21 protein-coding genes and 1 pseudogene are annotated in these 24150 nt (G+C 72.6%); 6 read left to right on the forward strand and 16 right to left on the reverse strand.

What is annotated here, in order from left to right:
* Positions 1-61 precede the first annotated feature (61 nt).
* The 3 genes from AB5J56_RS08920 to AB5J56_RS08930 form a co-directional block, all read right to left on the reverse strand.
* A complete protein-coding gene (locus tag AB5J56_RS08920; RefSeq protein WP_369231762.1) occupies positions 62-403 on the reverse strand; it encodes a VOC family protein in 342 nt (113 codons plus the stop codon).
* Positions 404-494: 91 nt separating this feature from the next.
* Positions 495-1547 (reverse strand): alcohol dehydrogenase catalytic domain-containing protein, encoded by a 1053-nt coding sequence (locus AB5J56_RS08925; protein WP_369231764.1) that lies wholly within the window; start codon positions 1545-1547, stop codon positions 495-497.
* A 22-nt stretch (positions 1548-1569) separates the two neighbouring features.
* Positions 1570-2580, reverse strand: coding sequence for an NADP-dependent oxidoreductase (locus AB5J56_RS08930; protein WP_369231766.1), 1011 nt, complete (start codon positions 2578-2580; stop codon positions 1570-1572).
* A 385-nt stretch (positions 2581-2965) separates the two neighbouring features.
* Between AB5J56_RS08930 and AB5J56_RS08935 the strand changes: the two genes are divergently transcribed.
* Positions 2966-4786 carry a hypothetical protein gene (locus tag AB5J56_RS08935; protein ID WP_369231768.1) on the forward strand — a complete coding sequence of 607 codons (1821 nt, stop codon included), beginning with the start codon at positions 2966-2968 and terminating at the stop codon, positions 4784-4786.
* Here the strand turns inward: AB5J56_RS08935 and AB5J56_RS08940 are convergent.
* Entirely contained in the window at positions 4758-6884 is a 2127-nt protein-coding gene (locus AB5J56_RS08940) for a tetratricopeptide repeat protein (RefSeq protein WP_369231770.1), read from the reverse strand. The genes AB5J56_RS08935 and AB5J56_RS08940 overlap by 29 nt on opposite strands.
* Positions 6885-6968: 84 nt before the next feature.
* Entirely contained in the window at positions 6969-7406 is a 438-nt protein-coding gene (locus tag AB5J56_RS08945) for a PPOX class F420-dependent oxidoreductase (RefSeq protein WP_369231772.1), read from the reverse strand.
* 84 nt (positions 7407-7490) lie between these two features.
* Between AB5J56_RS08945 and AB5J56_RS08950 the strand changes: the two genes are divergently transcribed.
* The 3 genes from AB5J56_RS08950 (at position 7491) to AB5J56_RS08960 (ending at position 10777) form a co-directional block, all read left to right on the forward strand.
* Positions 7491-8069, forward strand: a complete 579-nt coding sequence (locus tag AB5J56_RS08950; RefSeq protein WP_369231774.1) for a TetR/AcrR family transcriptional regulator — start codon at positions 7491-7493, stop codon at positions 8067-8069.
* Between the two features lie 8 nt (positions 8070-8077).
* On the forward strand, positions 8078-9481 hold the full coding sequence (locus tag AB5J56_RS08955; protein WP_369242449.1) for an MFS transporter: 1404 nt from the start codon (positions 8078-8080) through the stop codon (positions 9479-9481).
* Between the two features lie 69 nt (positions 9482-9550).
* On the forward strand, positions 9551-10777 hold the full coding sequence (locus tag AB5J56_RS08960; protein ID WP_369231776.1) for a serine hydrolase domain-containing protein: 1227 nt from the start codon (positions 9551-9553) through the stop codon (positions 10775-10777).
* Positions 10778-10796: 19 nt separating this feature from the next.
* Here AB5J56_RS08960 and AB5J56_RS08965 read toward each other — a convergent pair whose 3' ends face one another.
* Positions 10797-11693 carry an ArsR family transcriptional regulator gene (locus tag AB5J56_RS08965; protein WP_369231778.1) on the reverse strand — a complete coding sequence of 299 codons (897 nt, stop codon included), beginning with the start codon at positions 11691-11693 and terminating at the stop codon, positions 10797-10799.
* An 89-nt stretch (positions 11694-11782) separates the two neighbouring features.
* Here AB5J56_RS08965 and AB5J56_RS08970 point away from each other — a divergent pair, with 89 nt between their 5' ends.
* Positions 11783-13096 carry an MFS transporter gene (locus AB5J56_RS08970; protein WP_369231780.1) on the forward strand — a complete coding sequence of 438 codons (1314 nt, stop codon included), beginning with the start codon at positions 11783-11785 and terminating at the stop codon, positions 13094-13096.
* Here AB5J56_RS08970 and AB5J56_RS08975 read toward each other — a convergent pair.
* From AB5J56_RS08975 to ribA, 5 genes are read right to left on the reverse strand one after another with little or no spacing between them, the layout of a single operon-like run.
* Positions 13074-14228, reverse strand: coding sequence for a saccharopine dehydrogenase family protein (locus AB5J56_RS08975; RefSeq protein WP_369231782.1), 1155 nt, complete (start codon positions 14226-14228; stop codon positions 13074-13076). The two genes, AB5J56_RS08970 and AB5J56_RS08975, sit on opposite strands and share 23 nt — an antisense overlap.
* A complete protein-coding gene (locus AB5J56_RS08980; RefSeq protein ID WP_369231784.1) occupies positions 14221-15276 on the reverse strand; it encodes a saccharopine dehydrogenase in 1056 nt (351 codons plus the stop codon). The genes AB5J56_RS08975 and AB5J56_RS08980 overlap by 8 nt, the downstream gene beginning before the upstream one ends.
* Complete coding sequence (locus AB5J56_RS08985; protein ID WP_369231785.1) at positions 15273-16418, reverse strand: NAD(P)/FAD-dependent oxidoreductase; 1146 nt, start codon at positions 16416-16418, stop codon at positions 15273-15275. The genes AB5J56_RS08980 and AB5J56_RS08985 overlap by 4 nt, the downstream gene beginning before the upstream one ends.
* The gene (locus AB5J56_RS08990; RefSeq protein WP_369231787.1) at positions 16415-17404 is read right to left on the reverse strand and encodes an ornithine cyclodeaminase family protein; all 990 of its coding nucleotides are present in this window, start codon (positions 17402-17404) and stop codon (positions 16415-16417) included. The genes AB5J56_RS08985 and AB5J56_RS08990 overlap by 4 nt, the downstream gene beginning before the upstream one ends.
* Positions 17405-17408: 4 nt before the next feature.
* The gene (ribA, locus tag AB5J56_RS08995; protein ID WP_369231789.1) at positions 17409-18140 is read right to left on the reverse strand and encodes a GTP cyclohydrolase II; all 732 of its coding nucleotides are present in this window, start codon (positions 18138-18140) and stop codon (positions 17409-17411) included.
* Between the two features lie 38 nt (positions 18141-18178).
* Here ribA and AB5J56_RS09000 point away from each other — a divergent pair.
* Positions 18179-18928: pseudogene (locus tag AB5J56_RS09000) on the forward strand (creatininase family protein); the annotation flags it as partial.
* Here the strand turns inward: AB5J56_RS09000 and AB5J56_RS09005 are convergent.
* From AB5J56_RS09005 to AB5J56_RS09025, 5 genes are all read right to left on the reverse strand, one after another.
* Positions 18811-20196 (reverse strand): lysylphosphatidylglycerol synthase transmembrane domain-containing protein, encoded by a 1386-nt coding sequence (locus AB5J56_RS09005; RefSeq protein ID WP_369242451.1) that lies wholly within the window; start codon positions 20194-20196, stop codon positions 18811-18813. The pseudogene AB5J56_RS09000 and the gene AB5J56_RS09005 overlap by 118 nt on opposite strands.
* 56 nt (positions 20197-20252) lie before the next feature.
* A complete protein-coding gene (locus AB5J56_RS09010) occupies positions 20253-21212 on the reverse strand; it encodes a methyltransferase domain-containing protein (protein WP_369231791.1) in 960 nt (319 codons plus the stop codon).
* A gap of 152 nt (positions 21213-21364) precedes the next feature.
* Positions 21365-22555, reverse strand: a complete 1191-nt coding sequence (locus AB5J56_RS09015) for a glycosyltransferase family 4 protein (protein ID WP_369231793.1) — start codon at positions 22553-22555, stop codon at positions 21365-21367.
* Positions 22556-22560: 5 nt separating this feature from the next.
* The gene (locus tag AB5J56_RS09020) at positions 22561-22959 is read right to left on the reverse strand and encodes a 6-pyruvoyl tetrahydropterin synthase family protein (RefSeq protein WP_369231795.1); all 399 of its coding nucleotides are present in this window, start codon (positions 22957-22959) and stop codon (positions 22561-22563) included.
* Between the two features lie 134 nt (positions 22960-23093).
* Positions 23094-24074 carry a zinc-binding alcohol dehydrogenase gene (locus AB5J56_RS09025; protein ID WP_369231797.1) on the reverse strand — a complete coding sequence of 327 codons (981 nt, stop codon included), beginning with the start codon at positions 24072-24074 and terminating at the stop codon, positions 23094-23096.
* Between the last annotated feature and the right edge of the window lie 76 nt (positions 24075-24150).

Consider the following 24150-nt stretch of genomic DNA (forward strand, 5'->3'; position numbering starts at 1 on the left):
TAGGTCCGTGGACCCGTGGACCCGTAGACCTTTGGGTGTACGGGTCTACGGTGCTGCTGGTCTACGGCTGAGGATGGCGCGGTTCGTACAGCGCGACCTCGCCGCCGCCCGGCAGCCGGAAGCCGGTCACCCGGCCCCACCGGGCCTCCTCGACGGGACGGGTGAACTCCACGCCCTTGCCGGTGAGTCCGGCGGTCGTCGCGTCCAGGTCGTCGCACATCAGCATCAGCTCATGGGACGGCTCGCCCTCTGTCGGATGGCAGGCGACCTCCGTCGGCGGCGCCTTGAAGATGAGCCAGCCGTGCCCGGCGTCCACGTGCGGCCAGTCCAGAACGTCCCGGAGGAAGGCGCGGTCCGCCTCGGTGTCGCGGGAGTAGATCACGATGTGTGCGCCATTGATCACGCGCGGAGGCTAGTGCGGGGCGGGGCGGTCGGCAAGCACCGGCCGCCCCGCGTGGCACGCACTCGCGCCCGGCGCGCCGCCAGGCGACGGGTCAGCGGGCGGGATCGAGAAGGATCTTGCGGACGCCGTCGGCGCGGCTGTCGAACAGCTCGTAAGCCTTCGGGCCCTCGGAGAGGCCGAAGCGGTGGGACACCACGGCCTCCGGGGTGATCCGGCCCGCCTGGGCGAGGGCGATGAGGGCGGGGAGTTCGTACTGAATGGAGCACAGCCCGATGGCGAACTCCAGCTCCTTGATCTGGGCCAGCCCCATATGGAAGGGGAAGTCCTTGGTCTGGCTGACGCCGATGACGCTGACCCGGCCGGCCTGCCGGACGGATTTGAGGGCGAGTTGGATGGTGGCGTCCGCGCCCACGGCCTCGACCACGGCGTCCGGTCCGCGGCCGCCGGTCATCTCGCGGATGGCCGTACGGGCGTCCTCGCCCTCGACCGGCTCGACGCCCAGCCCGGCGGCGAAGGCCCGGCGCTCCGCGACCAGGTCCACGCCCAGCACGCGCGCGGCGCCCATCGCGAACGCGGACTGCGCGGCCATGAGACCGACCGGGCCGAGGCCGATGACCAGCACGGTCTCGCCGGGCTGGATACGGGCGCGGCGGCAGCCGTACCAGGCCGTGGGGGCGTTGTCCGTGAGCACCACGGCGGCCTCGTCGGAGATGCCCTCGGGCAGGTGCACCAGGTTGATGTCGGCGTACGGCACCGCGAGGGCCTGGGCCTGGCTGCCCTGGAGCCCCGGACTGACGCCGTAGCAGAGGTCCGTGCTGGACTTGGCGCGCTCGCACCGGGCGGTGAACCCGGCCGCGCAGGACCGGCACAGGGTGCAGCCCGCCGAGGCGGGCACGAGCACCCGGTCGCCCGGCTTGAAGCGGGTGACCTGGCCGCCGGTCTCGACGACCACGCCGACGCATTCGTGGCCCGGCGTGTAGCCCACTTCGGTGCTGAACGGACTGCCGCGGTAGATGTGCAGGTCGCTGCCGCAGATCCCGGCCGTGGTGACCTGGATGACCGCGTCGGTCGGGCGGGTGACGGCCGGGTCGGGGACGTCGCCGTATCTGACGTCGTGGCGGCCGTGGTAAGTCAGTGCCTTCACTGGGTTCCTCGCCTCCCGCTGCCTACGCGTCCGCGATCTCGAGCACGAGCTTGCCGTGGTTCTCGCCGCGGAAGAGCCGCATCAGGGTGTCGGGGAAGTCCGTCACCGAACCGGACACGACGTCCTCCAGCGACGTCAGGCGGCCCTCCGCCAGCCACGTGGCGAGCTGCGCGACGCCCTCGGGGTAGCGGTCGGCGTAGTCGAACACCACCATGCCCGTCATGGTGGCGCGGTTGACCAGCAGCGACAGATAGTTGGCGGGACCCTTCGGCTCGGTGCTGTTGTACTGGGAGATGGCCCCGCAGATCACGACGCGGGCCCCTCGCGCCAGTCGGCCAAGGACCGCGTCCAGGATGTCGCCGCCGACGTTGTCGAAGTACACGTCGACGCCGTCGGGGGCGTGCTCGCGCAGCGCCTTGCGGATGTCCTGGCTCTGGTAGTCGATCGCGGCGTCGAACCCGAACTCCTCGACCAGCATGCGGCACTTGCGCTCGCCTCCGGCGATGCCGACGACGCGGCAGCCGAGGATCTTGGCGACCTGGCCGACGATGCTGCCGACCGCTCCGGCCGCCCCGGAGACCACGACGGTCTGGCCGGGCTCCGGGCGCCCGATGTCGATCAGGCCGAAGTAGGCCGTCATCCCCGACATGCCGAGCGTGCCGAGATACGTCGGCAGGGGCGCCGTCTCCGGGTCGACCTTGATGACTCCACGCCCGTCGCAGACGCAGTACTCCTGCACGCCGAACGTGCCGGACACCTGGTCGCCGACCGCGAAACCGGGGTGCCGGGAGGCGGTCACCTCGCCCACGGCGCCGGCCCGCATGACCTCGCCGATCTCCACCGGGCGGATGTAGGACCTGCCCGCGTTCATCCAGCCGCGCATCGCCGGGTCGATCGACAGATAGCGCACCCGCACCAGGAACTCGCCGTCGCCCGGCTCGCCGACCGGCTCCTCGACGTGCTCCCAGTCGGTGGGGCGCGGTTCGCCCACGGGGCGTGCGGCCAGGCGCACCTGGCGGTTGGCAGTGGTCATGTCCGGCGGCTCCTGCGGTCGGCGGTGAATCGGGCCGACGGGCGCAACCGGCAGGCTGCCCCGTCTCCGCGTACCGATACGCCATCACGCATACCGGCCAGTCGGTACGACGCCGTGAGCGTACGGTGCCGTCCCGGCGGGGAGCAAGAGGGGCAGAGCCTCGACGCATGAGACCTTCACCTCCTGCCCGGTACCTCGACGGCAGGAGACATTCACCTCACGCCCGGGACGTGGTACGACGTCATCGAGGGGCGCTCCGCGCACACCGGCCGGGTCAGGGGTGGCCGGCGCACGCGGAGCGCTCCTCGACCGTCGGACTATCGTTGCCCGATCACATGAGCGAGCCCGGATCCCGTCCGGGCCGCAGGGCGCGAGGGGGCGGCGGATGGACGCGGGGCGGGCCGGACGCATACGGGTGCCGGTCGGCGACGACGCCGCGCGCTGGGCGACACGGGGCCGCAGCAGACCCGTACTGCTCGTCGTGCACAACGTCACCTCCGCCACCCGGCTGCTGGACGTCCTGCCACTGTTCGACGACGACCTCCGCATCCAATTGCTGGCGACCTGCACCGGATCGTCGGCCTTCCGCTCCGGGATCGCCGAACTGCTCGCGGATGTCGGAGTACCGGTACTTCCCTGGGAGCAGGCGATCACGACCCCGGTGGACCTGGTGATCTCCGCCAGCTTCGGCGGTCAACTCGACGCTTTTTCTGGGCAATTGGCCGTGTTGTCCCACGGGATTGGCTACACTAAAAGACTCGCAACAACGGACAACAACGGACAACAACGGACAACAACGGACAACAACGGGGAGCACGGGTCGCAGGGGCGCCCGGTGCCCGTCTTCGGGCTCTCGCGGGAGTGGCTCCTCACGGCGGACGGGAAGCCGATCGCCGACGCCCTCGTCCTCTCGCATCCCGAGCAGTACGACCGGCTGCGCGCCGCCTGCCCCGAGGCGGCCCCCACCGCCGTGCTCGCCGGGGACCCCTGCTTCGACCGCATGCTGGCGGCCCGCCCGTACCGGGACCGCTACCGCCGCGCCCTCGGCGTACGGGCCGGCCAGCGGCTGATCCTTCTCAACTCCACCTGGAACCCCGAGTCGCTCTTCGGCGACGGCGGGGACGGCGGCGATGACGTCCTGCCGTCCCTGCTGCCCCGGCTGACCTCGGAGTTCCCGGCCGACGAATACCGTCTCGCGGCCGTCCTGCATCCCAACATCTGGCACGGCCACGGCCCGGGCCAGATCCGCGCCTGGCTGGACCGCGCCCAGCGCGCCGGTCTGACGCTGATCGACCCCCTGGAGGGCTGGCGGCAGGCCCTGCTCGCGGCCGACGCCGTCATCGGCGACCACGGCTCGGTCACCTACTACGCCGCCGCGCTCGGCACCCCCGTACTCCTCGGAGCGGCCCCTCTGTCGGGCCTCGATCCCGACGCGCCCGTCTCCGACTTCGTCCGGACGGCGCCACGCCTCGACCCGCGAGCCGGCCTGCGCCGCCAGCTGGAGACACTGCTCGCCGCCCACCAACCGCTGCCCGGCCCCGCCGAGTTCACCAGTTCCGTGCCCGGCGAGTCGGCGCCCCGGCTGCGCCGCCTCTTCTACGACATCCTCGGCATCCCGGAGCCGGACGCACCCGCGCTGCTCGCATCGCTGCCCCTCCCACCGTACGAACCCCCGTCACGCACCACCCCGTTGAGGGTCCGCACACAGCTGCTCGGGGCGGGCGAGGTCTCCGTCGTGCGCCATGCCGACCCGCGCGAGGAGCCGGGCGGTGCGGGCGAAGCGCACCTGGCCGTGCACGAGGACACCCGGGACCCCACCCAACTGGCTCTCGCCGACGTCGTGTTCAGAGAGGCCGGAGCCGCCGATCCACGCTTCGGCTCCCCGGCGCTCTGGACCTCCGAGGCACTCGCCCGCCATCCGCACTGCGCGCTGTCCGCCTGTGTCACCGGCCGGGACGACTGCACGGTCCGCACCCGCGCCGGGCACCTCCTGCACCTGACCGCCGAGCCGTCGACGGATGCCGAGCCGAAGGCGGACACCCCTCCGACAGCGGACGCCGATCCAGCCGTCTACGCCTCCGCGCTGCACGCCTGGCTGGCGGCGGGCAAGTCGCTCGACGAGCTCGTCGCCCAGGGCCTGACCGTGCGCACGGGCCGGGCAGTGCACCGCGTACGGGTCACGCCTGAGGGCGGCCCCCGGCGTTGACGCACCGCTCGCGCAGGGTGCGCAGATACACGAGGTGGTACTCGGCCCTCTCGTCCGCGAGAGCCGTCTCCGCCTCGTCGATCAACCGCAGCGCGACAGTGAACTCGCCCTCCGCCAGGCGGGTTTCGGCGAGGTCGGTGAGGGCGCGCGCCGTGTTGTACGCCTCGCCGCTGTCCCGGAAGAACCGCAGCGCCCGCTCCAGCCGCTCCCCCGCCTCGTCCAGGCGCCCGACGCCGCGCAGCGCACGCCCCCGGTGGCGCTCCAACAGGGCGCGGGCGCGCGGCAGATCGGCGGCGCCCTCCCCGTCGGGTCCGATGCCGTCGAGAATGCCGCCCGCCTCCTCGAAGCAGGCGTACGCCTCGTCCCAGCGCCACTGCCGCAGCCGGAGCAGCCCGAGGAACTCGACGGCGGAGGCGTGACCGCGCGTATGCCCGGCCGACCGCTCGTCCCGCGCCGCCGCGAGCGCTTCCTGCTCGGCCTCGTCCCAGAGTTCCAACTCGGTCAGGGTGTGGGCCAGTTGAGCGTGCAGCGCCCCGGACGCGCGGGTGCCGGGGAGGTGTTCGTCGGCCGTGCGCGCGCCGGTCCGCAGTGCGGGGAGAAGGACGTCGTGGTGCCCCGCCTTCAACTGGAGGGGCCACAGCGCCTGGCAGAGCCGGATGACGGAGTCCCGGGCACCGAACTCCTGGGCGGCGCGGACGGCTTGGACGAGGTTGCCCGATTCGGCGGCGAGCGCGGACACGGCCTCGCCCCGGTTGGCGTAGGCGACGGGGGCGACGGCCCCGGAGGGAACGCGCCAGCTTTCCGGCAGGGCCGCCCGTGCGGCACCGACGGCGAGTTGAACGTAGCCGTCGATGCTGCGGGACATGGCCGCCGAGCACCCTGCGATTCCGTCGGCGGAGGCCGCGGCGGCCTCGGCGTGCGCGCGCACCACAGGCCGGTACCGGTAGCGCCCGCTGTCGGTGCGCTCCAGCAGCAGCGCGTCGGCGAGTTCCTCCAGGAGGAGGGCCGCCTCGCCTGCCTCGGTCTCCGTGGTGCGTGCGGCGGCCGCGGAGTCGATGGCGGGCCAGTCGTAGAGTCCGGCCAGGCGGTAGAGCCGGGCCGCGCCGGGTGACAGCAGCCGGTAGGAGTCCTCGGCCGCCGCGCGCACCGGATCGTTTTCGGGCATGGCGGTCGGCTCCGGTTCCGGCGCTGGTGCGGTCAGGCGGAGCGCGACGGCCCGCAGGGCGTAGGGCGATCCTCCGCAGCGCTCCAGATGGGCGGGCAGTTCGGCGCGGGCAGCGGTGAGCGCGGGCTTCCCCACGAGCGCGGTGAGCAGCTGTTTCGCGTCCCGCCGGGCGAGCGGGCCGACCTCGATGCGCAGGGCGTCGAGACCGGTGAACGGACGCCGGGCGACAACAACCGTGAACACGCCGGGGGCGGAGGTCAGCAGCGGAAGGACCTGTGCGGCGGACTGGGCGTGATCGAGTACCAGCAGCAGGCGCAGCTCGGCGGCGCAGCGCCGGAAGGAGGTCAGGCGGCCCTGGGTGGAGGCCGGTATCTCCTCATCGGGGAAGCCGAGTTGACGCAGGAACGAGCCCAGCACGGCGCCCGGGTCGCTCGCGCCGGGGCCGCGCAGATCGGCGTAGAGCTGTCCGTCGGGGAAGCGCTGGGCCTGGCTCCAGCCCCAGTGCACGGCGAGCGCGCTGGCACCCATGCCTTCCCTCCCGTACAGGAGCGCGGCGCGGGGGCTTCCGTCGAAGGCGCGCGCCGCCTCCTTGTCCAGCACCTTCACGGCATCCTGACGGTCCGTGAAGTGCCGGGTGGTCGGGGGAAGCCGAGGGCGCTCCCGGCGGGATCCGGTACCGGGCAGCCGTACGGCCCCCGCGAACAGCGTCCAGGCCTGGGCGAGTTGCGCGTCGCCGCGCACTCCCTCGTGCACCAGCCGGGCGACGGAGGCGAGTTGGTCGGCGGTGGTCGGCGCCGGGACCTCCCGCCCCGCGATGCGGCGCACAAGGCCTCCGGCCGACTCCCAGGCCCACTTGCCCGCCTCGGTGCCCATTCCCGATCCGACAGCTCCGAGCACCACCGAGATGGCGCCCAGCGACAGGGGATCCAGCATGCCCCGCACTCCCCGCTTCCGACGTCTTCGTGTCAACGGTAGTGGCAGGGACAGCTTGTGATGATCAGTCACCAGGAATTGGCGTCACCCACGGGCGATGCCGTAGGCGCGCTCCACGTGGAGCCGGAGCATGAGGCGGCCGTCGCGCACCATGGCCGCCCGGTAGTCGTCCCAGTCGGGGTGCTCGCCCCTGACGTCGCGGTAGAGCCGGATGAGCGCCTCGACGGTCTCGTCGTACGGATCCTTGGCGACCGGTGTGAGCTCGGCCGTCCCCTCCGCGACCGTGTACGCCCACCGGTCCTGGCTGGTCACGTGGTACGACGCCCGTGCGTCCCGGCGCAGATTGCGGGTCTTGGCGCGGTCGTCCGTGAGAGAGACCCGGATGATCCGCTCGTCGGGGTCGTAGGCGTGGTTGACGTTCGACAGCTGGGGCCGCCCGTCCTGTTTGAGGGTGACGAGCACCCCGCCGTCGTACTCGGAGAGCAGCTTGAGCAGTGCGTCCTGCGTCGCGTCCTGAGTCATACCGGATCAACGCCTGGAACCCCGGTGAGCATTCCGGGCGAACATCGAGTAGACACTGTCTACCTATGATGGTAGACAGTGTCTATGAGTGAACAGGAGAGCGGACTGCGGGCCCGCCTGATCGAGGTCGGGGTGGAGCTGGTGACCAGGGAGGGTGTGCAGGCGCTGTCCCTGCGGGAGATCGCCCGGCGTGCGGAGGTCTCGCACGGGGCCCCGCGCCGCTACTTCCCCACGCACCTCGAACTGCTGTCCGCCATCGCGCGCAGAGGCTTCGCCGACCTGGGGGCCAAAGCCGCGGAGGCGCTCGGCGACGACACGGCGAGCCCGCGTGACCGGCTCACCGTGCTGAGCGGGGTCTACCTGGACTTCGCACTCTCCCAGCGCGGGATGTACGAGCTGATGTTCCGTCATGATCTGTTGGAGAGCGGGGCGTTGGGTCTGCGGGACACCAGCCTGCCGCTCTTCGGGATGCTGGTGGACCTGGTGGCGCGGGTGCGCCCCGAGGCCGACGCGCGGATCGTCGCGGGCGCGCTGTGGGCGAACCTGCACGGGATCGCCCAGCTGTGGGGCTGGGGCAGTCTCCAACTCGCCACCGGTACGGACGACTTCGTACCCCTGCTGCGTTCCGTGCTGGACGCGCACGTCGGGCCGGAGGAACGGTGAACGCACAGATGCATCGGGCCCTCACCCGCCCCGTCACGCTCGCGAGCAGCGTCGTCGGCGCCGTGGTCGTCGCCCTGGACGGAACGGTCCTCACCGTGGCGCAGCCCACCCTGCAACGGGATCTGCATGCCTCGTTCGCGCAGGTCCAGTGGACGAGCACGGCCTATCTCATCGCGGTGGCCAGCCTGTTGGTGTTCGCGGGCCGTCTCGGGGACCGGTACGGCCATCATCGGCTCTTCGGTGTCGGCATGCTGGGCTTCGGAGCGGCCTCGGCGGGCATCGGGGTGGCGCCCGGCATCGGCTGGGTCATCGGGCTGCGGGTCGCCCAAGGGATCTTCGGGGCGCTGCTGCAACCGGCCACCCTCGGCATGCTGCGGGCCGCCTTCCCGCCCGACCGGCTGGGCATGCCCATCGCGTTGCGCACCAGTGCCATCGGTCTCGCGGCGGCGGCAGGGCCGGTCGTCGGCGGGATCCTGGTCACCCGGCTCGGCTGGCGGTCCGTGTTCTTCCTCAACGTCGTGCCCGCGCTGGTCATGGGTGTCCTGGCGCTGGCCGTCCGCGCCCCGGCGCCCGACAAGGACCGGGGCCCCGCGAGCCGCCTCGACCTGCCCGGGGCCGGTCTGCTCGCGCTGGCCCTGGTCTGCCTGGTGCAGGCGCTGGTCGAGACGTCGCGCACGGGCTGGACGGCGGCTACCGCGCTGGGCCTGGCCGGGTTCGCCGGTGCGGGAGCCGCGTTCGTGCGCCATGAACGCCGTACCGCGTGCCCGCTCGTGCCGCCCGACGTGCTCGGGTCGCGGGCCGTCGGCGCGGCGCTGGCCGTCCTGGTGGCCGCCTCGGCATCGCTGTTCGGTGCGCTGTTCGTCGGCGTGTACTACCTCCAGGACGTCCTCGGCCTCGACCCCTTCGGCAGCAGTCTCAGGGCGCTGCCGCTGGCCGTCGCGATGGTGCTCGCCGCGCCGCTCGCCGCCGTGCTGATGCGCCGGTTCGGGCCGCGCCGGACGACGGGGGCGGCGATGGTGCTCCTCGTCGTCGGCGAGCTGCTGCTGTCGCGGCTCGACCGGGCGTCCACGGACGGGGCGATCGGCGGCGGGTTCCTGCTCCTGGGGGCCGGTTTCGGCACGGCGATGGTCACCGCGACGGCCGTCGTGGTGCGGCACGCCTCGGCGCGGTCGGCCGGGGTGGCGGGCGGGCTCCAGCAGACCGCGATGAACGTCGGGCCGACGCTGGGCGTGGCCGTGGCGACCACGTTGATGACGTTCACCGGTGTCGCGATGGGCCCCACGCTGACCGCGCTCGCGGCGATGTCGGTGATCGGCGCGGTGTTCGCGCTGCGGCTGCCGGGGAACTCCGAAGTCGTACCCGCTCCTCACCCTCCGAGCGGGGCCGAGGCGCAAGTGCGTACGAGATCATGAAGGCGAGATCGTTCCGGGCCGGACGGGCCGGGACGGAATCGTCCAGGAGCCGCAGTCGGGAGGAGAGCCATGGGACACCTGCGACAAGAGGCCGAGCCGAGCGAGGCCGGTCTTGATCCGAAGGGGCTCGCCCGGCTCGACGAGCACTTCGCGCACCTGGTCGACGACGGCCGGCTGCCCGGCTGTCTCGTGGCCGTCGCCCGGCACGGCCGCGTCGCCCACCTCACCACGTATGGCGAGCGCGACCGCGAGGCCCGACTCCCCGTCGAATCCGACACCTTGTGGCGGATGTACTCGATGACCAAGCCGGTGACGTCGGTCGCCGCGCTGATACTCCTCGAAGAGGGACACTTCCGTCTCGCCGACCCCGTCGCCCGCTTCCTCCCGGCCTTCGCCGATCCGCGGGTCCACGTCGGCGGGTCGGGCCGCGACACCAGGACCCGCCCGGCCTCCCAACCCCTCCTGATCCAGCACCTGTTGACCCACACGGCGGGCCTGACCTTCGGCTTCTACCACTCCCATCCGGTCGACGCCCTCTACCGGGACGCCGGCATCGAGTCCTCGGTACGGGAGGGCACGAACCTCGCCGAGACCTGCGACCTGTACGCCTCGCTGCCGTTGCAGTTCGAGCCGGGCACGGAGTGGAACTACTCGGTCGCGCACAATGTCCTCGGCCGCCTGATAGAGGTGGTCTCCGGGCAGGATCTCGACGTGTTCCTCGCCGAGCGGGTCTTCCGTCCGCTCGGGATGGACGACGCCGGGTTCTGCGTCACGGACGAGCAGGCGGGCCGGCTCGCCGAGTTGTACGGCGAGACCGAAGAGGGCGGGATCGCCCCGATCGCCGGGCTGCCGCTGCACGGGCGGCCCCGTCTCCTGTCCGGGAGCGGCGGCCTGGTGGCCTCCGCGCGCGACTACCACCGCTTCATGGAGATGCTGCGCCGCCGCGGCGAACTGGACGGGACCCGGCTGCTGAGCCCCGCCACCGTCGACCTGATGACCTCCAACCACCTCCCCGGCGGCGCCGACATCCGCACCTTCGGCAGCCCGGTCCAGCGGGTCCCCGGCAAGGCGGGCCTCGGCTTCGGCCTCGGCGTCTCCGTCGTGATCGACCCGGACATCACCCAATCCCCGTCCAGCGAGGGCACGTTCAGCTGGAGCGGTGTCGCGACCACGACGTTCTGGGTCGACCCGCGCAGGGATCTCACCGTCCAGTTCCTGACCCAGGTACGGCCGACCGGGTCGCACACGGTCGTTCCCGAACTGCGGCGGCTAGTGGCCGAGGCGATCGTGGAGTGAGACCGGACGCCCCGGGCGCTCAGGGGCTGCGCAGCAGCGCCGTCCCGAGGTCGCTCGCCGTGTAGTGCACCTCGCGCCGGTAGCGGTGGCTGGTCACGAGTCCCGCGCCCCGCAGCACGGCAAGGTGCTGGGAGACCGCACCCGGACTCAGCCCCGTACGCGCGGCCAGCTGCGTCGTGGTGCTGGGCGAGCTGGTGTGCGCGAGGAGCCGGGCCCGGCTGCGGCCCATCAGGCGGGCGAGCCCGTCACCGGCGGGGTCGCGCCGCTCCCACAGGGGGCCGAGGGCCCGTGCGGGGTAGACGAGCGCGGGCGGCGCCGTGCCGTCACCGGCGAGGAGCCGGCACTCGGGCGCGAACACGGTGGGCGCCAGGGTGATCCCGGCGCCGTCGAGGTCCAGCACGACGTCGGCGCGGCCGGGCCCGGGGGACGGCAGGTGCGGCGAGACGAGCCGGTCGCCCTCCCAGCTCAGCGTCGGGTGCAGATGGGCGAGCACTTCCCGGATGCCGTCCTCGGCGAGCTGCCGCGTCCGATGCGCGATGTCCGCCTCCAACAGGGCCCGCATGCGCGGCCAGTGGGGCTCGACCGCCGCCCGCCACCAGGCGCGTACGGCATCGGCCGTCTCCGCGCCCACCGCCGCCCGGGCGAGTTCCTCCTCGATCTCGGACAGCGGGCAGCGCGGCGGGGGTGTCAGCGCCTCCGGTACGGCCGTACGGCGCACCAAGTCGGCCAGTGGCGCCGTACGTCGAGCGAGATCACGGCCCTCGACCAGGGGTACGGCCGTGCGGAGCCAGGGCAGATGGACGGCGTACCTGCCGGGGTCGAGGGCGGCCCGGAAAGCGGCCACGGTCTCCCCCAGCGGCGAGATCGCGAACCGGATGTTGACCACATCGTGCACACCGAACCGCACGGTTCCCACCGGCGCCCCCGCTCCGTCGACCCGACTGAGGATTTCGCCCAGCCTAAATCAATGGCGGCCCCGGCCCGCCGGTGGTGATGTTGCCCGCCATGTCCCTCCTCTCTTCCGGCCTGTTCCGGCATGCCGACTTCCGCAGGTTCTGGGCGGCCGACACGGCGAGCCAGACCGGTGCCGCCGTCACACTCGTGGCGCTCCCGCTCATCGCCATCGGCCCGCTGGACGCCACCCCGTTCGAAGCCGGGCTGCTCGTCGTCTTCGAGTACCTGGCCTTCCTGGTGATCGGGCTGCCCGCCGGCGCCTGGGTGGACCGGATGCGCCGCCCCCGCGTGATGATCGCGGGCTCGCTGTGCCGCGCCGCCCTGCTCGGATCGGTTCCGGTTGCGTACGGGCTCGACGTGCTGACGCTCACTCAGTTGTACGGGGTGGCCTTCGGCGTGTCCGTGTGCACGGTCTTCTTCGACGTGGCCCACCAGAGCTATCTGCCTCAACTCGTCGACGACACCGATCTGGTGGAGGCGAACGTCAAGCTGGAGGCCTCCCGCAGCATCGCGCAGGTGGGCGGTCCCGGGGCGGGCGGAGCGCTGGTCGGGGCCCTGTCGGCGCCCGTGGCGGTCCTCGTCGACGCGGTCGGCTTCGTGGGCTCGGCGCTCTTCCTGTCCCGTATCCGCCGGGCGGAGGCAAAACCTCTGGTCCATCCGGACGCGAGCCTGCGCGCGGAGATCGGCGAGGGGCTGCGCTTCGTCTTCGGCAACCCGCTGCTGCGGGCGCTCACGCTCACCGGTGCGATCTCCAACATGTGCGGCACGATCGGCGCCTCCATGCTGCTGGTGCTGCTCAACGGTCAGCTCGGGCTGTCCCCCTTCCTCTGCGGCCTGGTGTTCACGGCGGAGGCGGCGGGCGGACTGCTCGGCAGCCTGCTCACGGTGCGGATCGCCGACCGGCTCGGCCAGGGTCCCGCGATGTGCGCGTCGGTGGTCACGAGCGGCGTGCTGTGGCTGCTGGCGCTGCCGATGTACCAGGCCGACGGACGGTTCGCGGTGGCTGTCGCGCTCCAGGGCCTGGGCTGGGTCTGCTTCATGACGTTCAAAATCAACTCGGTGTCCGTGCGGCAGCAGTTGTGCCCGAAGCCGCTGCTGGGCCGGATGACGGCCACCAACCGGTTCGTGGTGTGGGGCTCCATGCCGATCGGTGCGCTCATCGGCAGCACGCTGGGCCAGACCGTCGGCGTCCGCCAGGCCATGTGGGTCGGCGTCCTCGGCGAACTCCTCGCCGTACTCCCGGTGTTCTTCTCCCCGCTGCGCACGATGCGGCGCCTTCCGCACGCACCGCATGTCGCGGGAGGACCGGGAGGCGAGAGTCCTGCCGCGCGAGCGGGCGCGGCTACGGCTCCACCCGCAGAGTGAAGTCGACCCCGTCCCGCCCGAGTTCGGCCAGCCACTCCTCGGAGCGCTCCGGTGTCTCGGCGGCCCGGCTGAGGCCCGGCGGCAACGAGCCGTCGAGGATGTGGCGTACGCCGAGGGCGAGGGTGCGGGAGACACAGCGGGCCATGGCGCTCTCCTCGGCGGCTCCTTCGAGGTCGAGGAGGTAGCGGCCCGCCCAGGTCTCGCCCGAGCCGCCCTGCGCGTCGAGACAGACGGCGAGGACGACGCGGTCACGGTCCGCGTCGGTCGTCGGGTACCGCGCCGCCAGCTCCTGTGCCAGGGCCCCGATGCGCTGGGCGTCGCCCGCCTTCAGCTCCTCGAAGACGGCGTCCCAGGCGCGCAGCCAGCCGTCGAGACGGAGGGTGCCGCGGACGAACGTCTGCGGTTTCCACGTGGCCGGAAGGCCGTACTGATCGACGAAGGGCACGCTGTCACGGTTCGGATAGACCTCGAAGGTCTCGCCGTCGATCGTATGGGGCCGGGTCGCCTCCCAGGGACGGGCCGCCGTGGTCTCCGCGCCGTCCTCGATATAGCGGGCGGGCGAGCGCAGGGCGCCCAGAACTCCGGCGGGCGCCCAGCTGAAGCGGTACTTGAACTCGTTCGGCACCGCGGGGATGCCGCCGCAGTAGGAGGTCAGGCGGTACGAGGCCGCCGACTCGGCGCCGATCGCCTCCCGGGCGCGGGCGATCAGGCCCTGCGCGAAGAGGTGGTCGATGCCCGGGTCGAGCCCGGCCTCGGTCAGCACCACGACCCCGGCCGCCGCGGCCGCGGGCACCTGCTCCAGGACCGCGTCCGACACATAGCTGGAGCAGGCGAAGTGGGCGCCGCGCTCGACGCAGGCGGCGAGCAGCGGGGCGTGCTCGGGCGCCGGGAGCATCGACACGACGACGTCGCCGGGTGCGAGGTCGGCGGTGAGCGCCGCGAGGGTGAACGCGCGGGGCTCGGCGCGACCGGTCAGGCCCAGTGCCGCCAGGCTCTGCCCGGCGCGCTCCTCGGTGCGATGCCACAGCAGTACGCGGTCGGCGGCGTCGCACAGCGCGGCAAGACCGCTGCCCGTGGACAGTCCGGCACCGACCCAGTGGACGGTGCCGCTCGCGGAAACCAGCTCAGACATTGCGGAACTCCGAGTCTGTGATGCCGCGTTCACGGCAGGCCTGATGGAACCGTTCCAGGCAGCGCCCCCACGGCCCGCCGTGCCCGAAGTCCAGGAGCGGGGGCAGCAGAGCCGCCGAGAAATCGGTGCTCGCCTCGCGAGGCAGCAGCGACGGCAGGTTGTCGATGGCGATGAGATCCAGCGGGGGCCGCTCGCGCAGGCGGCGCACGGGCTGCTCCCAGTCGGTGGTGGTGTCGTAGACCGGCAGGACGTTCATGGGTGAGCCGACATCGACGGTGACGTCCGAGAGCATCCTGAGCCGACGGCCCGGTTCGTCGAGATCCTTGTCCGTCAGGAAGGGCGGGATCGGCCGCGTGGTGAGCACGGTGTTGACCACCAACTCGTGGTCCAGCAGGGCCTTTCGGTCCAGGTCCCGGGTCTCGGCGAGGTCCCAGCAGGTGGGCTCGATCCCGGCCTCGCCGAGGGCGACCCGCGCACCCCGGCCGCTGCGGCCCAGGGCGCCGATCACCAGTGCGCTCAACTCCCCCTCGGACGCCCGGAGTTCTGCCTCCAGTTGCGGCTTCGACGTCGGTTCCAGCGGCGTACGCAGCGCGCCCCGCGCGTGGAGGACGGCCAGCGCCGCCCCCAGGTACCCGGCCCAGTAGCCGAAGGCGGCGAGCCGGCGCCCGTCGTCGTCCACCAGGTACTCCAGGTCGAGCAGCGCCCCGCCGCCGGAGACGAAGCGGCGCAGCAGCCCGGCCGCTCCCGGCTGACCCTTGTAGGCGTGCCCGAAGAAGACGTGCCGGTGCACCAACTCGCTCGGCTCGTCCGGGAGTTCCTTCAGGCCTACGACGACCGCGTCGGGCGGCGCCGAGACCCAGGAGCCAGCCTCGGCACCCCGGCAGCCGGCCTCCTCGTACGCCTCGATCGGGAAGATCCGCTGCGGCGAGCGCTCGACGGTCAGGGTCACGCCGCTCTCGACGAGCCGCCGGGCGTCCGACGGTACGACCGGGGTACGCCGCTCGGTCGTACGGGTCTCGTGGCGCAGCCACAAGTGGAGCTGGGTCATACGCAGTTGACCTCCGGGCGCAGGGCGTCGGCGGCGAAGCGCTCGACGCTCAGGGGGCTGATGTCGACGAAGGGTGAGCGGCCCAGGTACAGGTCCCGGACGACCTCGCCCACGGCCGGTCCCTGGAGGAATCCATGGCCCGAGAACCCGGTGGCGTACAGGAAGCGCGAGCAGGAACTCGCCTCGCCGATCAGGGCGTTGTGGTCCGGCGTGATCTCGTAGAGGCCCGCCCAGCCGCCCGTGCGGCGCAGGTCGAGGAGGGCGGGGGCGCGCCGCTCCATGGCCTCGGCCAGCCGCGGGATCCAGCGGTCGTGCGTCTCGGTGGAGAAACCGGGGCTCTCGTCGGGGTCGGACATGCCGACGAGGAGGCCGGGGCCCTCGGTGTGGAAGTAGAGGCTGCTGGTGAAGTCGATGGTCATGGGGAGGTCCGGCGGCAGACCCGGGACGGGTTCGGTGACGGCGATCTGGCGGCGCAGCGGCGACACCGGGAGGTCCACGCCCACCATCGCGCCGACGGCCCGCGACCAGGCACCGGCCGCGCAGACGACGGTGTCGGTGGCGATCCGGCCCTGCCGGGTGACCACCGCCGTGATGTCGTCGCCGTGCCGCTCGATGCCGGTGACCTCACAGTGCCGCAGCACGGTCGCACCATGGCGGCGGGCCCCGGCCGCGTAGCCGTGCACGACGGACTCCGGGGTGCAGTGCCCGTCGTCCGGGGAGAACGCCGCGGCCAGCAGCCCGTCGGTGCTGATCAGCGGCGACAGTCGGCGCGCCTCGGCCGGGTCGATCACGCGGCTGGGCACGCCGAGCGCGTTCTGCAGCCGTACACCGGCCTCGAACGCGGCGACCTCCTGCGGCGTGGAGAGCAGGAAGAGGTAGCCGACCCGGTGCAGTCCGATGTCGTGGCCCGGCTCGTCACCGAAACGGGCGAACGCCTCCAGGCTGCGGGCGCCGAGCTGGATGTTGAGCTCGTCGGAGAACTGCGCCCGGACGCCGCCCGCGGCCCGCGAGGTCGACCCGGCGGCGAGTTCGTCGCGCTCCACGAGCACCACGTCGGGCACGCCCGCGCGGGCCAGGTGGTAGGCGATGCTCGTGCCCATGACGCCGCCGCCGATGACGACGACGCCGGCGCGGCTGATCACCGGTGGGCCTCCCCTCGCCGGGCGGCGTCGATCACGGCCCAGGCCGCCGCGGCGTCCTGGATGCCGAGCCCGACACTGTTGTAGAAGACGATGTCGTCGGGGCTCGTCCGCGCGGTCCGCCGGCCGGTGAGCACACCGCCGAGCGGGATCAGCTGCTCCGGGCTGAGCAGCCCCTGCCGCAGCGCGTCCACGACGGGCCCGGCGTGCTCCGCAGCGGTCCCCGGATCGTCCACGACGACGGCCGCGGCCCGCCGTACGACCTCGGCGTCGACCTCGCTGCGGGTCGGTTCGAAGGAGCCGACGCTGACGACCGTGCAGCCCGGCGCCAGCCACTCGCCCCGTACGACGGGTGTGCTGCTGAGGGTGCAGGCGGCGACCATCGGCAGCCCGGCCACCGCTTCCTCGGCGGAGTCGACGGCCTTGGTGGCGATGCCGAGTTCGGCCGCCAGCCGCTGGGCCGCCAGGGCGCGGCGCCCGGCGTGCGGGCTCCACACGCGCACGGATCGCAGCTCCCGTACGCGGGCCACGGCCCGCGCGTGGGCCAGCGCCTGCGTGCCGGAGCCGAGCAGCCCCAGCTCCGTGCTGTCGGCGGTGGCCAGCGCGTCGAAGGCGACGGCGCTCGCCGCGGCGGTGCGCAGCGTCGTCACCGCCGTACCGTCCATGACGGCGGCGAGCTGCCCGGTGACCGGATCGAGCGCGGTGATCACCGCGTGGATGGTCGGCAGCCCCGCCGCCGCGTTGCCCGGGTTGACGCTGCCGAACTTGGCGACGGCCCCGGTGTCCGCGGAGAGCCGCGAGACGTAGGAGAAGAAGACGCTGTCGTCGAAGCGGCTGGGATGCATGATCTTCCCGGGCAGCTCCGCGGTGCCGTCACCGAGCGCGGTGAACGCCGCGCGCTGCGAGGCGATCGCCGCGTCGGTGGTCAGCAGCTCCTGGACCTGTTCGCTGGAGAGATACAGCGGACCGATGTCGTCTTCTTGGCTCATGCCCTCAGTGATAGCCGTCTTCGCCGATCCGCAAAAGATCGCCTCCGTCCAGGTGGCCGCCGTCCAGACGGGTCCTGTCGAGGAGGGCCCCGTCGAGGTGCGGGAGGTAGTGGTCGAGGCGCTCCCGCTTGGTCAGCAGGTAGGTGAGGTTCTCCTCGCACGGCGGTATCAGCAGCGGAACCTGTTCGGCGACCTTGATGCCGCCCTGCAACAGCGCCTCGCGCTTGCGCGGGTTGTTGGACAGCAGCCGCACCGACCGTACGCCGAGATCGTGCAGGATCTCCGCCGCCACCCGGTAGTCGCGGGCGTCCACCGGGAGGCCCTGGGCGAGGTTCGCCTCGACGGTGTCGAGGCCCTCCGCCTGGAGCTTCATCGCGCGGAGCTTGGCGAGCAGGCCGATGCCGCGGCCCTCGTGGCCGCGGAGATAGATGAGAATTCCGCGCCCCTCGGCCGCGATCTCCCGCAGCGCGGTGGAGAGTTGGGGCCCGCACTCGCAGTGCATGGACCCGAAGGAGTCTCCGGTCAGGCATTCCGAATGCAGCCGGGTAAGCACGTCCGACTCCCCCAGGGTGTCCACGTCCCCGTACACCAGGGCCACTTGCTCCTCTCCACGGTCGTGGTCGAGGTAGCCGACGGCCTGAAAATCGCCGTACACGGTGGGCAAAGGGGCAATCACGACTCGTTCGACACCCGAGAGCTGAGCGGTCCCGCCGAGTACGCCATAGTTTTCTGTCATGATCTGGTTCCTAAGCAGAGTCGAAAGGCCGTGAAAACATGAGTAGTTCGGGAACGCACTCGACGGTATCCGGTCTGTTGCCGAAGGACACCGCACAGGACGTGCGCGAGCGGGCATCAGGCGTCGCTCGCGCGGTCGCCGTGCTTCCCGTCGGCAGCTTCGAACAGCACGGTCCGTATCTGCCGCTGGCGACCGACACGCTCGTCGCCTGCGCCATCGCACGGGAGGTCGCCGCCGCGTACCCGGTCCATCTCCTTCCTCCGGTGACCATCGCCTGTTCGCACGAGCACGCCGCCTGGCCCGGTACGGTCAGCATCTCCTCCGTCACCCTCCATGCGGTGGTACGGGACATCGCCGAGTCGCTCCGCCGCTCCGGCGTCGACACCCTGGTGCTCATCAACGGGCACGGCGGGAATTACGTACTCGGCAATGTGGTTCAGGAATCCTTCGGCACCGGAACCCGAATGGCGCTTTTCCCGGCCCTGGAGGACTGGGAGGCCGCGCGTGAACGGGCCGGCGTACAGACCTCGTTGCTCACCGATATGCATGCCGGAGAAATCGAGACCTCCATTCTGTTGCACGCCCACCCGGAATTCGTCCGGCCCGGATACGAGACCTCCGATTTCGTCGCGGACGACCGCAGGCACCTGCTCACCCTCGGCATGTCGGCCTATACGGAATCCGGAGTCATCGGCCGCCCGTCACTCGCCTCCGCCGACAAGGGCAAGGAGCTGCTGGCGGGGCTGGCCGAATCCTTCGGCGCGTACTTCTCCTTGGTCACCTCGGAGACGGAACTCCCCGGAGAGGCCCCGCGGCGCCGGCTTCCGTGACGCCGTGTCGGGGACCCCGCAGGGGGTGAACGGGGGTAGGGAGCCGGGGGTGTGTGGGTGCGGGTGGGGCCGGGGGTGCTGGTTCGGTGGGCGTGGGGGGCGCCTGCCGGTTCGGGCAACTCGGCGGTGTCGTGCGGTTCGTGACCGCCGTACGGCTGGTGTTCGTCGTACGACGGCTTGTGAAGGTCTACGGTGTCCGGGGCGACCGCCTCGTGCCCGGCCTCCGGGACCGCCGCCTCCTCCGTGGCAGTGCGCGGGTTCCGAAGCCCCGCGTACCACCGCACGACGAGCACGACGACGCCCGGCAGGCTCGCCACGAAGCTGAGCACTCCGTAGACGACGGCCACGGTCAGGCCCGTCGTCGCACCGAGGCCCGCCGCGCCGAAGGCCCAGGCGGTGACACCTTCCCGGGGGCCCCAGCCGCCGATGTTCAGCGGCAGCCCCATCGCCAGCAGGGCGAGCAACGCCAGGGGCAGCAACTCGGCTGCGGACGCGGTGGATTCGGCGACGCGGGCGGCGAGCAGGAACATCGCGAGGTGGCCGGCCAGCACCACGGTGGACGAGACCAGCACACCGGGCCAGCTGCAGCGGGCCAGCAGCGCCCGGCGCGCTTCGGTGAGCGCGGCGCGGACGGCCCGGCCCCGCCGGGAGATCCCGCGGGCCCGGCCCATCCGGACGGCGGCCACGACCGCGAGCCCGCCGAGCGCGCCGAGCGCGAGCAGTCCGGAAAGGCGGCGGGTCTCGGAGAGGACCGGGGACGGCTGCGTCAGCAGGACCGTTACGCCTACCGCGACCAGCACGACCTGCCCCGCGGTCCGTTCGAGGACCACCGCGCGCACCCCGCGTCCGACGTCGCCGGCGCTCTGCCCGTGCCGTACCGCCCGGTGCACATCACCGAGGACGCCGCCGGGCAGCGCCGCGTTGAGGAAGAGCGCGCGGTAGTAGTCGGCGACAGCCGCGCCGAGCGGCAGCCGCAGGCCCAGCGCCCGGGCCACCACGCACCAGCGCCAGGCGCTGAGCGCGGTGGTGAGCAGACCCAGCGCGAGCGCGGCCAGGAGAGTCGGACCGTCGATGCGCCGCAGCCCGTCCAGGAAGACGCCGGTGCCGAGCCGCCAGAGCAGCACGGTGAGGATGACGGCGCCGGCGATCGTGCCGAGGTGGGTGCGCAGCGCTCCCGCCTTCGCGGACTTCGCCGCCTTTGCCCGCCCGGCGGCCGGCTGCCGCACCGGCACACCGACACTGGCCGTCGGTACGGTCAGGGCGGCGGTGCCCGCCCGCGCGTTCACGTGGTCCCGCCCGTCGGCCGGGGCAGTGCGAGCAGGTCGCTGTGGTGCACCACCACGCGCAGCGTGCCCTCGGCGCAGGCCGCCAGCCGGTCCCGTAGATAGGTGTCGGCCCTGGCCGCAAGCTCCGGTCGCTGCTCGACCGCCGCGCCGACCCAGCCGCGCAGCCACTCCGCCGTGAGCGCGGCGTCATCGAGGCCGAGCCGCCAGGGGCTCGGATGCACCTGAACCGTGGCCCCGTGCCGGGCGAAGGCCGCGCAGGCCTCCGTGATCGCGTCGGGGCCGAGCAGTTCGCCGCGCCGCTGATGGGCGTTGAACGCCTCGCCGATCTCGGCGTCCAGCGGGTGGGGCGGGGTGAGTTCGACCCGGCCCACGACCGAGAGGGTCAGCAGCGCCGGGCAGCCGGCGCCCGCGCAGGCGGCGGCGAGCCGCTCGATCTCGTCGGCGGTGAGGACGTCCAGCAGGGCGGAGGCGGTCACGAGCGCGGCCCCGTTCAGGGCGTCCGCGGTCAGCCGCCCGATGTCGCCGCGCTGCGTCGTGACGGTGACCCGGCTGCCGTCGGCGGCCACGCGGGGCGCCGCGGCGCTGGCGAAGTGCAGCAGGTAGGGGTCGCGGTCGTGCAGGATCCAGTGCTGCGCACCGTCGAGACGTCCGGCGAGCCATCGGCCCATCGATCCGGTCCCGCAGCCGAGGTCGTGGATCACCAGATCGCCGGGCCGCCCCGGCAGGTTCGCCAGCCGGATCCGCAGCGGATCGAGCAGGGCGGACGCCCGCGCCGAGGCGTCGGCCGCCTCGCGCAGTTCGAGCCACTGGGGGGCGAAGCGGGGAACGTCGAGCTCGTCCGCGCCGGGCGACGCGTCACCGTCGAGGGACGAGGCGCCTGCGCCCGGGGGTGCGGCGTTCCCGGCGTAGTCCGGGGCGCCTCCACCCTCGGCGGCGGCACCTCCCGCCGAAAACACGGCAGTTGCCGACCCCGGCGCCACATCTCCCGCCGGGGACACACCATCTCCCGCCAGGGACCCGGCACTTACCGACGTCTGCGCCGCGTCTCCCGCCACGGTTCCGGCACCCGCAGCATCCTGCGAAGCCGTCCTCGCACTCACGCTCATGTTCATGCCGCCCTCCGGGGTTCCCTCGGCAGCCGGGCCAGTACACCGGCCAGGCTGCGGGCGGTTGTCGCCCAGCCGTCCAGGGCCGCCCGGCGGCCGCGGGCGGCCGCCTTCAGGCGGCGGCGCACGTCGGCCTCGCCGAACCAGCCGCGCAGTTCCGCGGCGAGGGCGGCCGGGTCCTCCGGCGGTACGAGGATGCCGGGCACCCCGCCGTCGGGGGCGCGGCCGACGGCCTCGGGGAGGCCGCCGACATCGGTCGCCAGCACGGGGATGCCGCGCGCGAGGGCTTCGGTCACCGCCATGCCGTACGTCTCCGCGTACGAGGTGAGGACCATCAGGTCGGCCGCGGCATAGCTCGCGTCGAGTGCGGCACCGGCCTGCGGGCCGACGAGCTGCAGTCGGTCCTCGAGGCCGAACTTCTCGATCAGGGCGCGGAGTTCGGCGACGTAGGCCGGATCCTGCGTGAGGGAGCCGACGCAGAAGCAGCTCCAGGGCAGGTCGGTGACGGCGGCGAGGGCCTCGACCAGCCGGTGCTGCCCCTTGCGCGGGGTCACCGCGGCGACGCACAGCAGCCGCGAGACGCCGTCGGTGCCGGGGGCGAGCGGCGCGATGTCGGCGCCGGGGGCGGCGACATGGACCCGCTCCGGGGCGAGCCCGTGGTGGGCCACGAGCCGCCGTACCGCCCAGTCGCTGGTCGCGACGACCGCCGAGACGGCGCGCAGGGTCGTCCGTTCCCGGGCGTCCAACTCGGCCGCGACGGCGGGCGGGAGTCCTCTCTCGTCGCCGAGCGGGAGGTGCACCAGCACGGCCAGGCTCAGCCGTTCGGCCTCGGGGACGATGATCTCGGGGACGCCGCAGGCGACGAGCCCGTCCAGCAGGACGACCGTGCCGTCGGGCAACTCCGCGAGCGTACGGGCGAGTTCCGTGCGGGCGGTGGCTCCCGGTCGCGGCCACTCCCCCGCGACGGCGTGCCGCCGGACCTGCCAGCCGAAGCCGGGCAGGTCCAGGCAGAGCCGCCGGTCGTAGGCGTTGCCGCCGCTCGGGGCGGCCGGGTCGTCGACGCCACCGGGCATCACGAAGTGAACGGAGCGCAGGGACATGGGGATGATGTCGGCGTTCTTGAGGGCGGCGTGCTGCACGGGCACGTAGGACAGGGACGGCTGCTCGATGCCGGTACGGGTCAGATGCGTCATGTCGGTCACAGCGCACGCTCGTAACTCGCCCAGGCGATGTGCGACTCGTGCAGGGTGACCGTGATGCTGGCGAGCCCGCGGGCGCCCTCGCCGAGCTTGCCTTCGTGGACGCGGTCGGCGAGCCGGTCGGCGATGACCTTGGCCAGGAACTCCGTGGAGGTGTTCGTGCCCTTGAAGACCGGTTCGTCGTCGAGGTTGCGGTAGTTCAGGTCGCTCACCACGGCGCCGAGTTCCTGGGTGGCCAGTCCGATGTCGACGACGATGTTGTCGTCGTCCAGTTCGGCACGCCGGAAGGTGGCGTCCACGAGAAACGTGGCCCCGTGCAGGCGTTGCGCGGGCCCGAAGACCTCTCCGCGGAAGCTGTGGGCGATCATCAGGTGATCGCGGACAGTGATGCTGAACAACGGACGACCCTCCAGGTGCGGTACGTCTGATCCCCTGCCGGGGCATGCCGTGTCGTGTAGTACGGCTCCCAGCTTCTCCTTGTTCAGCTGCCGGTTCTCCTAATTTCGGAGGTCAGGCAGGGTGGTGCGGAAGGTCAGCCCGGGGCGTACCGCACGCGGTGGCACAACCCGGGTATCTCCCCGGCGGCGAGTTCGGCCATCACGGCCGGGAGTTCTTCGAATGCGCTCTCGCCGGTCACCAGTGCGTCGAACGCGGGTTCGGCGAGCAGGTCCAGGGCGAGGGCGAGCCGGTCGGCGTAGGTACGGCTGTCGCGGCGGGCCGGGGAGACGGTGCCCACCTGGCTGCCGCGGACGACCAGGCGCCGCGAGTGGAAGGCCTCGCCGAGCGGGAGGCTGACGCGCCGATCGCCGTACCAGCTCAGTTCCAGGACGGTGCCCTCGGTGCGGAGCAGCTCCAGCGACCGCGCGAGCCCGGCCTCGGTGGCGCTGGCGTGCACGACGAGGTCGCAGTCGCCGAGGGCGTCCGCGGGCAGGGCGAAGTCGATGCCGAGCGCCCGTGCGACGTCGCGCCGGGACGGGTCCGCGTCGACGAGCTGGACGCGCACCCCAGGGAACCGCCCGAGCAGGGCGGCGACGGAGCAGCCGACCATCCCGCCGCCCACCACGGCGATCCGGTCGCCGATGAGCGGTGCGGCGTCCCACAGGGCGTTGACGGCGGTCTCCACGGTCCCGGCGAGGACGGCACGCGAGGCGGGAACGCTGTCGGGCACGACGGTCACGGCGCTCACGGGGACGACGTAATGCGTCTGATGCGGGTAGAGGCAGAAAACAGTCCGCCCCACGAGTTCGGCCGGGCCTTCCTCCACCCGGCCGACGCTGAGATAGCCGTATTTCACGGGTGCGGGGAAATCGCCCTCCTGGAACGGAGCACGCATCACCTCGTGCTGACTCTCCGGTACGCCGCCGCGGAAGACGAGGGTCTCCGTGCCCCGGCTCACCCCGGAGCAGAGCGCGCGCACGAGCACCTCTCCGTCAGCGGGTTCCGGGACGGTGACGTCCCGGATCTCACCGTGGCCCGGTGACCGGAGCCAGAAGGCTCGGGCGGTGCGCTCCATGGGCGCCTCCTGAACGATCGGGGATTTCTGCACGTACGGAGCTATGAAGCTTTGCGAAGCCGCGCACACGGTACGC

The sequence above is a fragment of the Streptomyces sp. R21 genome, assembly GCF_041051975.1.
In the GTDB taxonomy this organism is placed as follows: Bacteria; Actinomycetota; Actinomycetes; order Streptomycetales; family Streptomycetaceae; genus Streptomyces.

Coding starts and splice junctions, on each gene's coding strand:
- AB5J56_RS08930 (WP_369231766.1), bottom strand. CDS start 2,580: ATGACCACTGCCAACCGCCAGGTGCGCCTGGCCGCACGCCCCGTGGGC.
- AB5J56_RS08935 (WP_369231768.1), top strand. CDS start 2,966: ATGGACGCGGGGCGGGCCGGACGCATACGGGTGCCGGTCGGCGACGAC.
- AB5J56_RS08940 (WP_369231770.1), bottom strand. CDS start 6,884: ATGCTGGATCCCCTGTCGCTGGGCGCCATCTCGGTGGTGCTCGGAGCT.
- AB5J56_RS08945 (WP_369231772.1), bottom strand. CDS start 7,406: ATGACTCAGGACGCGACGCAGGACGCACTGCTCAAGCTGCTCTCCGAG.
- AB5J56_RS08950 (WP_369231774.1), top strand. CDS start 7,491: ATGAGTGAACAGGAGAGCGGACTGCGGGCCCGCCTGATCGAGGTCGGG.
- AB5J56_RS08955 (WP_369242449.1), top strand. CDS start 8,078: ATGCATCGGGCCCTCACCCGCCCCGTCACGCTCGCGAGCAGCGTCGTC.
- AB5J56_RS08960 (WP_369231776.1), top strand. CDS start 9,551: ATGGGACACCTGCGACAAGAGGCCGAGCCGAGCGAGGCCGGTCTTGAT.
- AB5J56_RS08970 (WP_369231780.1), top strand. CDS start 11,783: ATGTCCCTCCTCTCTTCCGGCCTGTTCCGGCATGCCGACTTCCGCAGG.
- AB5J56_RS08975 (WP_369231782.1), bottom strand. CDS start 14,228: ATGTCTGAGCTGGTTTCCGCGAGCGGCACCGTCCACTGGGTCGGTGCC.
- AB5J56_RS08980 (WP_369231784.1), bottom strand. CDS start 15,276: ATGACCCAGCTCCACTTGTGGCTGCGCCACGAGACCCGTACGACCGAG.
- AB5J56_RS08990 (WP_369231787.1), bottom strand. CDS start 17,404: ATGAGCCAAGAAGACGACATCGGTCCGCTGTATCTCTCCAGCGAACAG.
- ribA (WP_369231789.1), bottom strand. CDS start 18,140: ATGACAGAAAACTATGGCGTACTCGGCGGGACCGCTCAGCTCTCGGGT.
- AB5J56_RS09015 (WP_369231793.1), bottom strand. CDS start 22,555: ATGACGCATCTGACCCGTACCGGCATCGAGCAGCCGTCCCTGTCCTAC.
- AB5J56_RS09025 (WP_369231797.1), bottom strand. CDS start 24,074: ATGGAGCGCACCGCCCGAGCCTTCTGGCTCCGGTCACCGGGCCACGGT.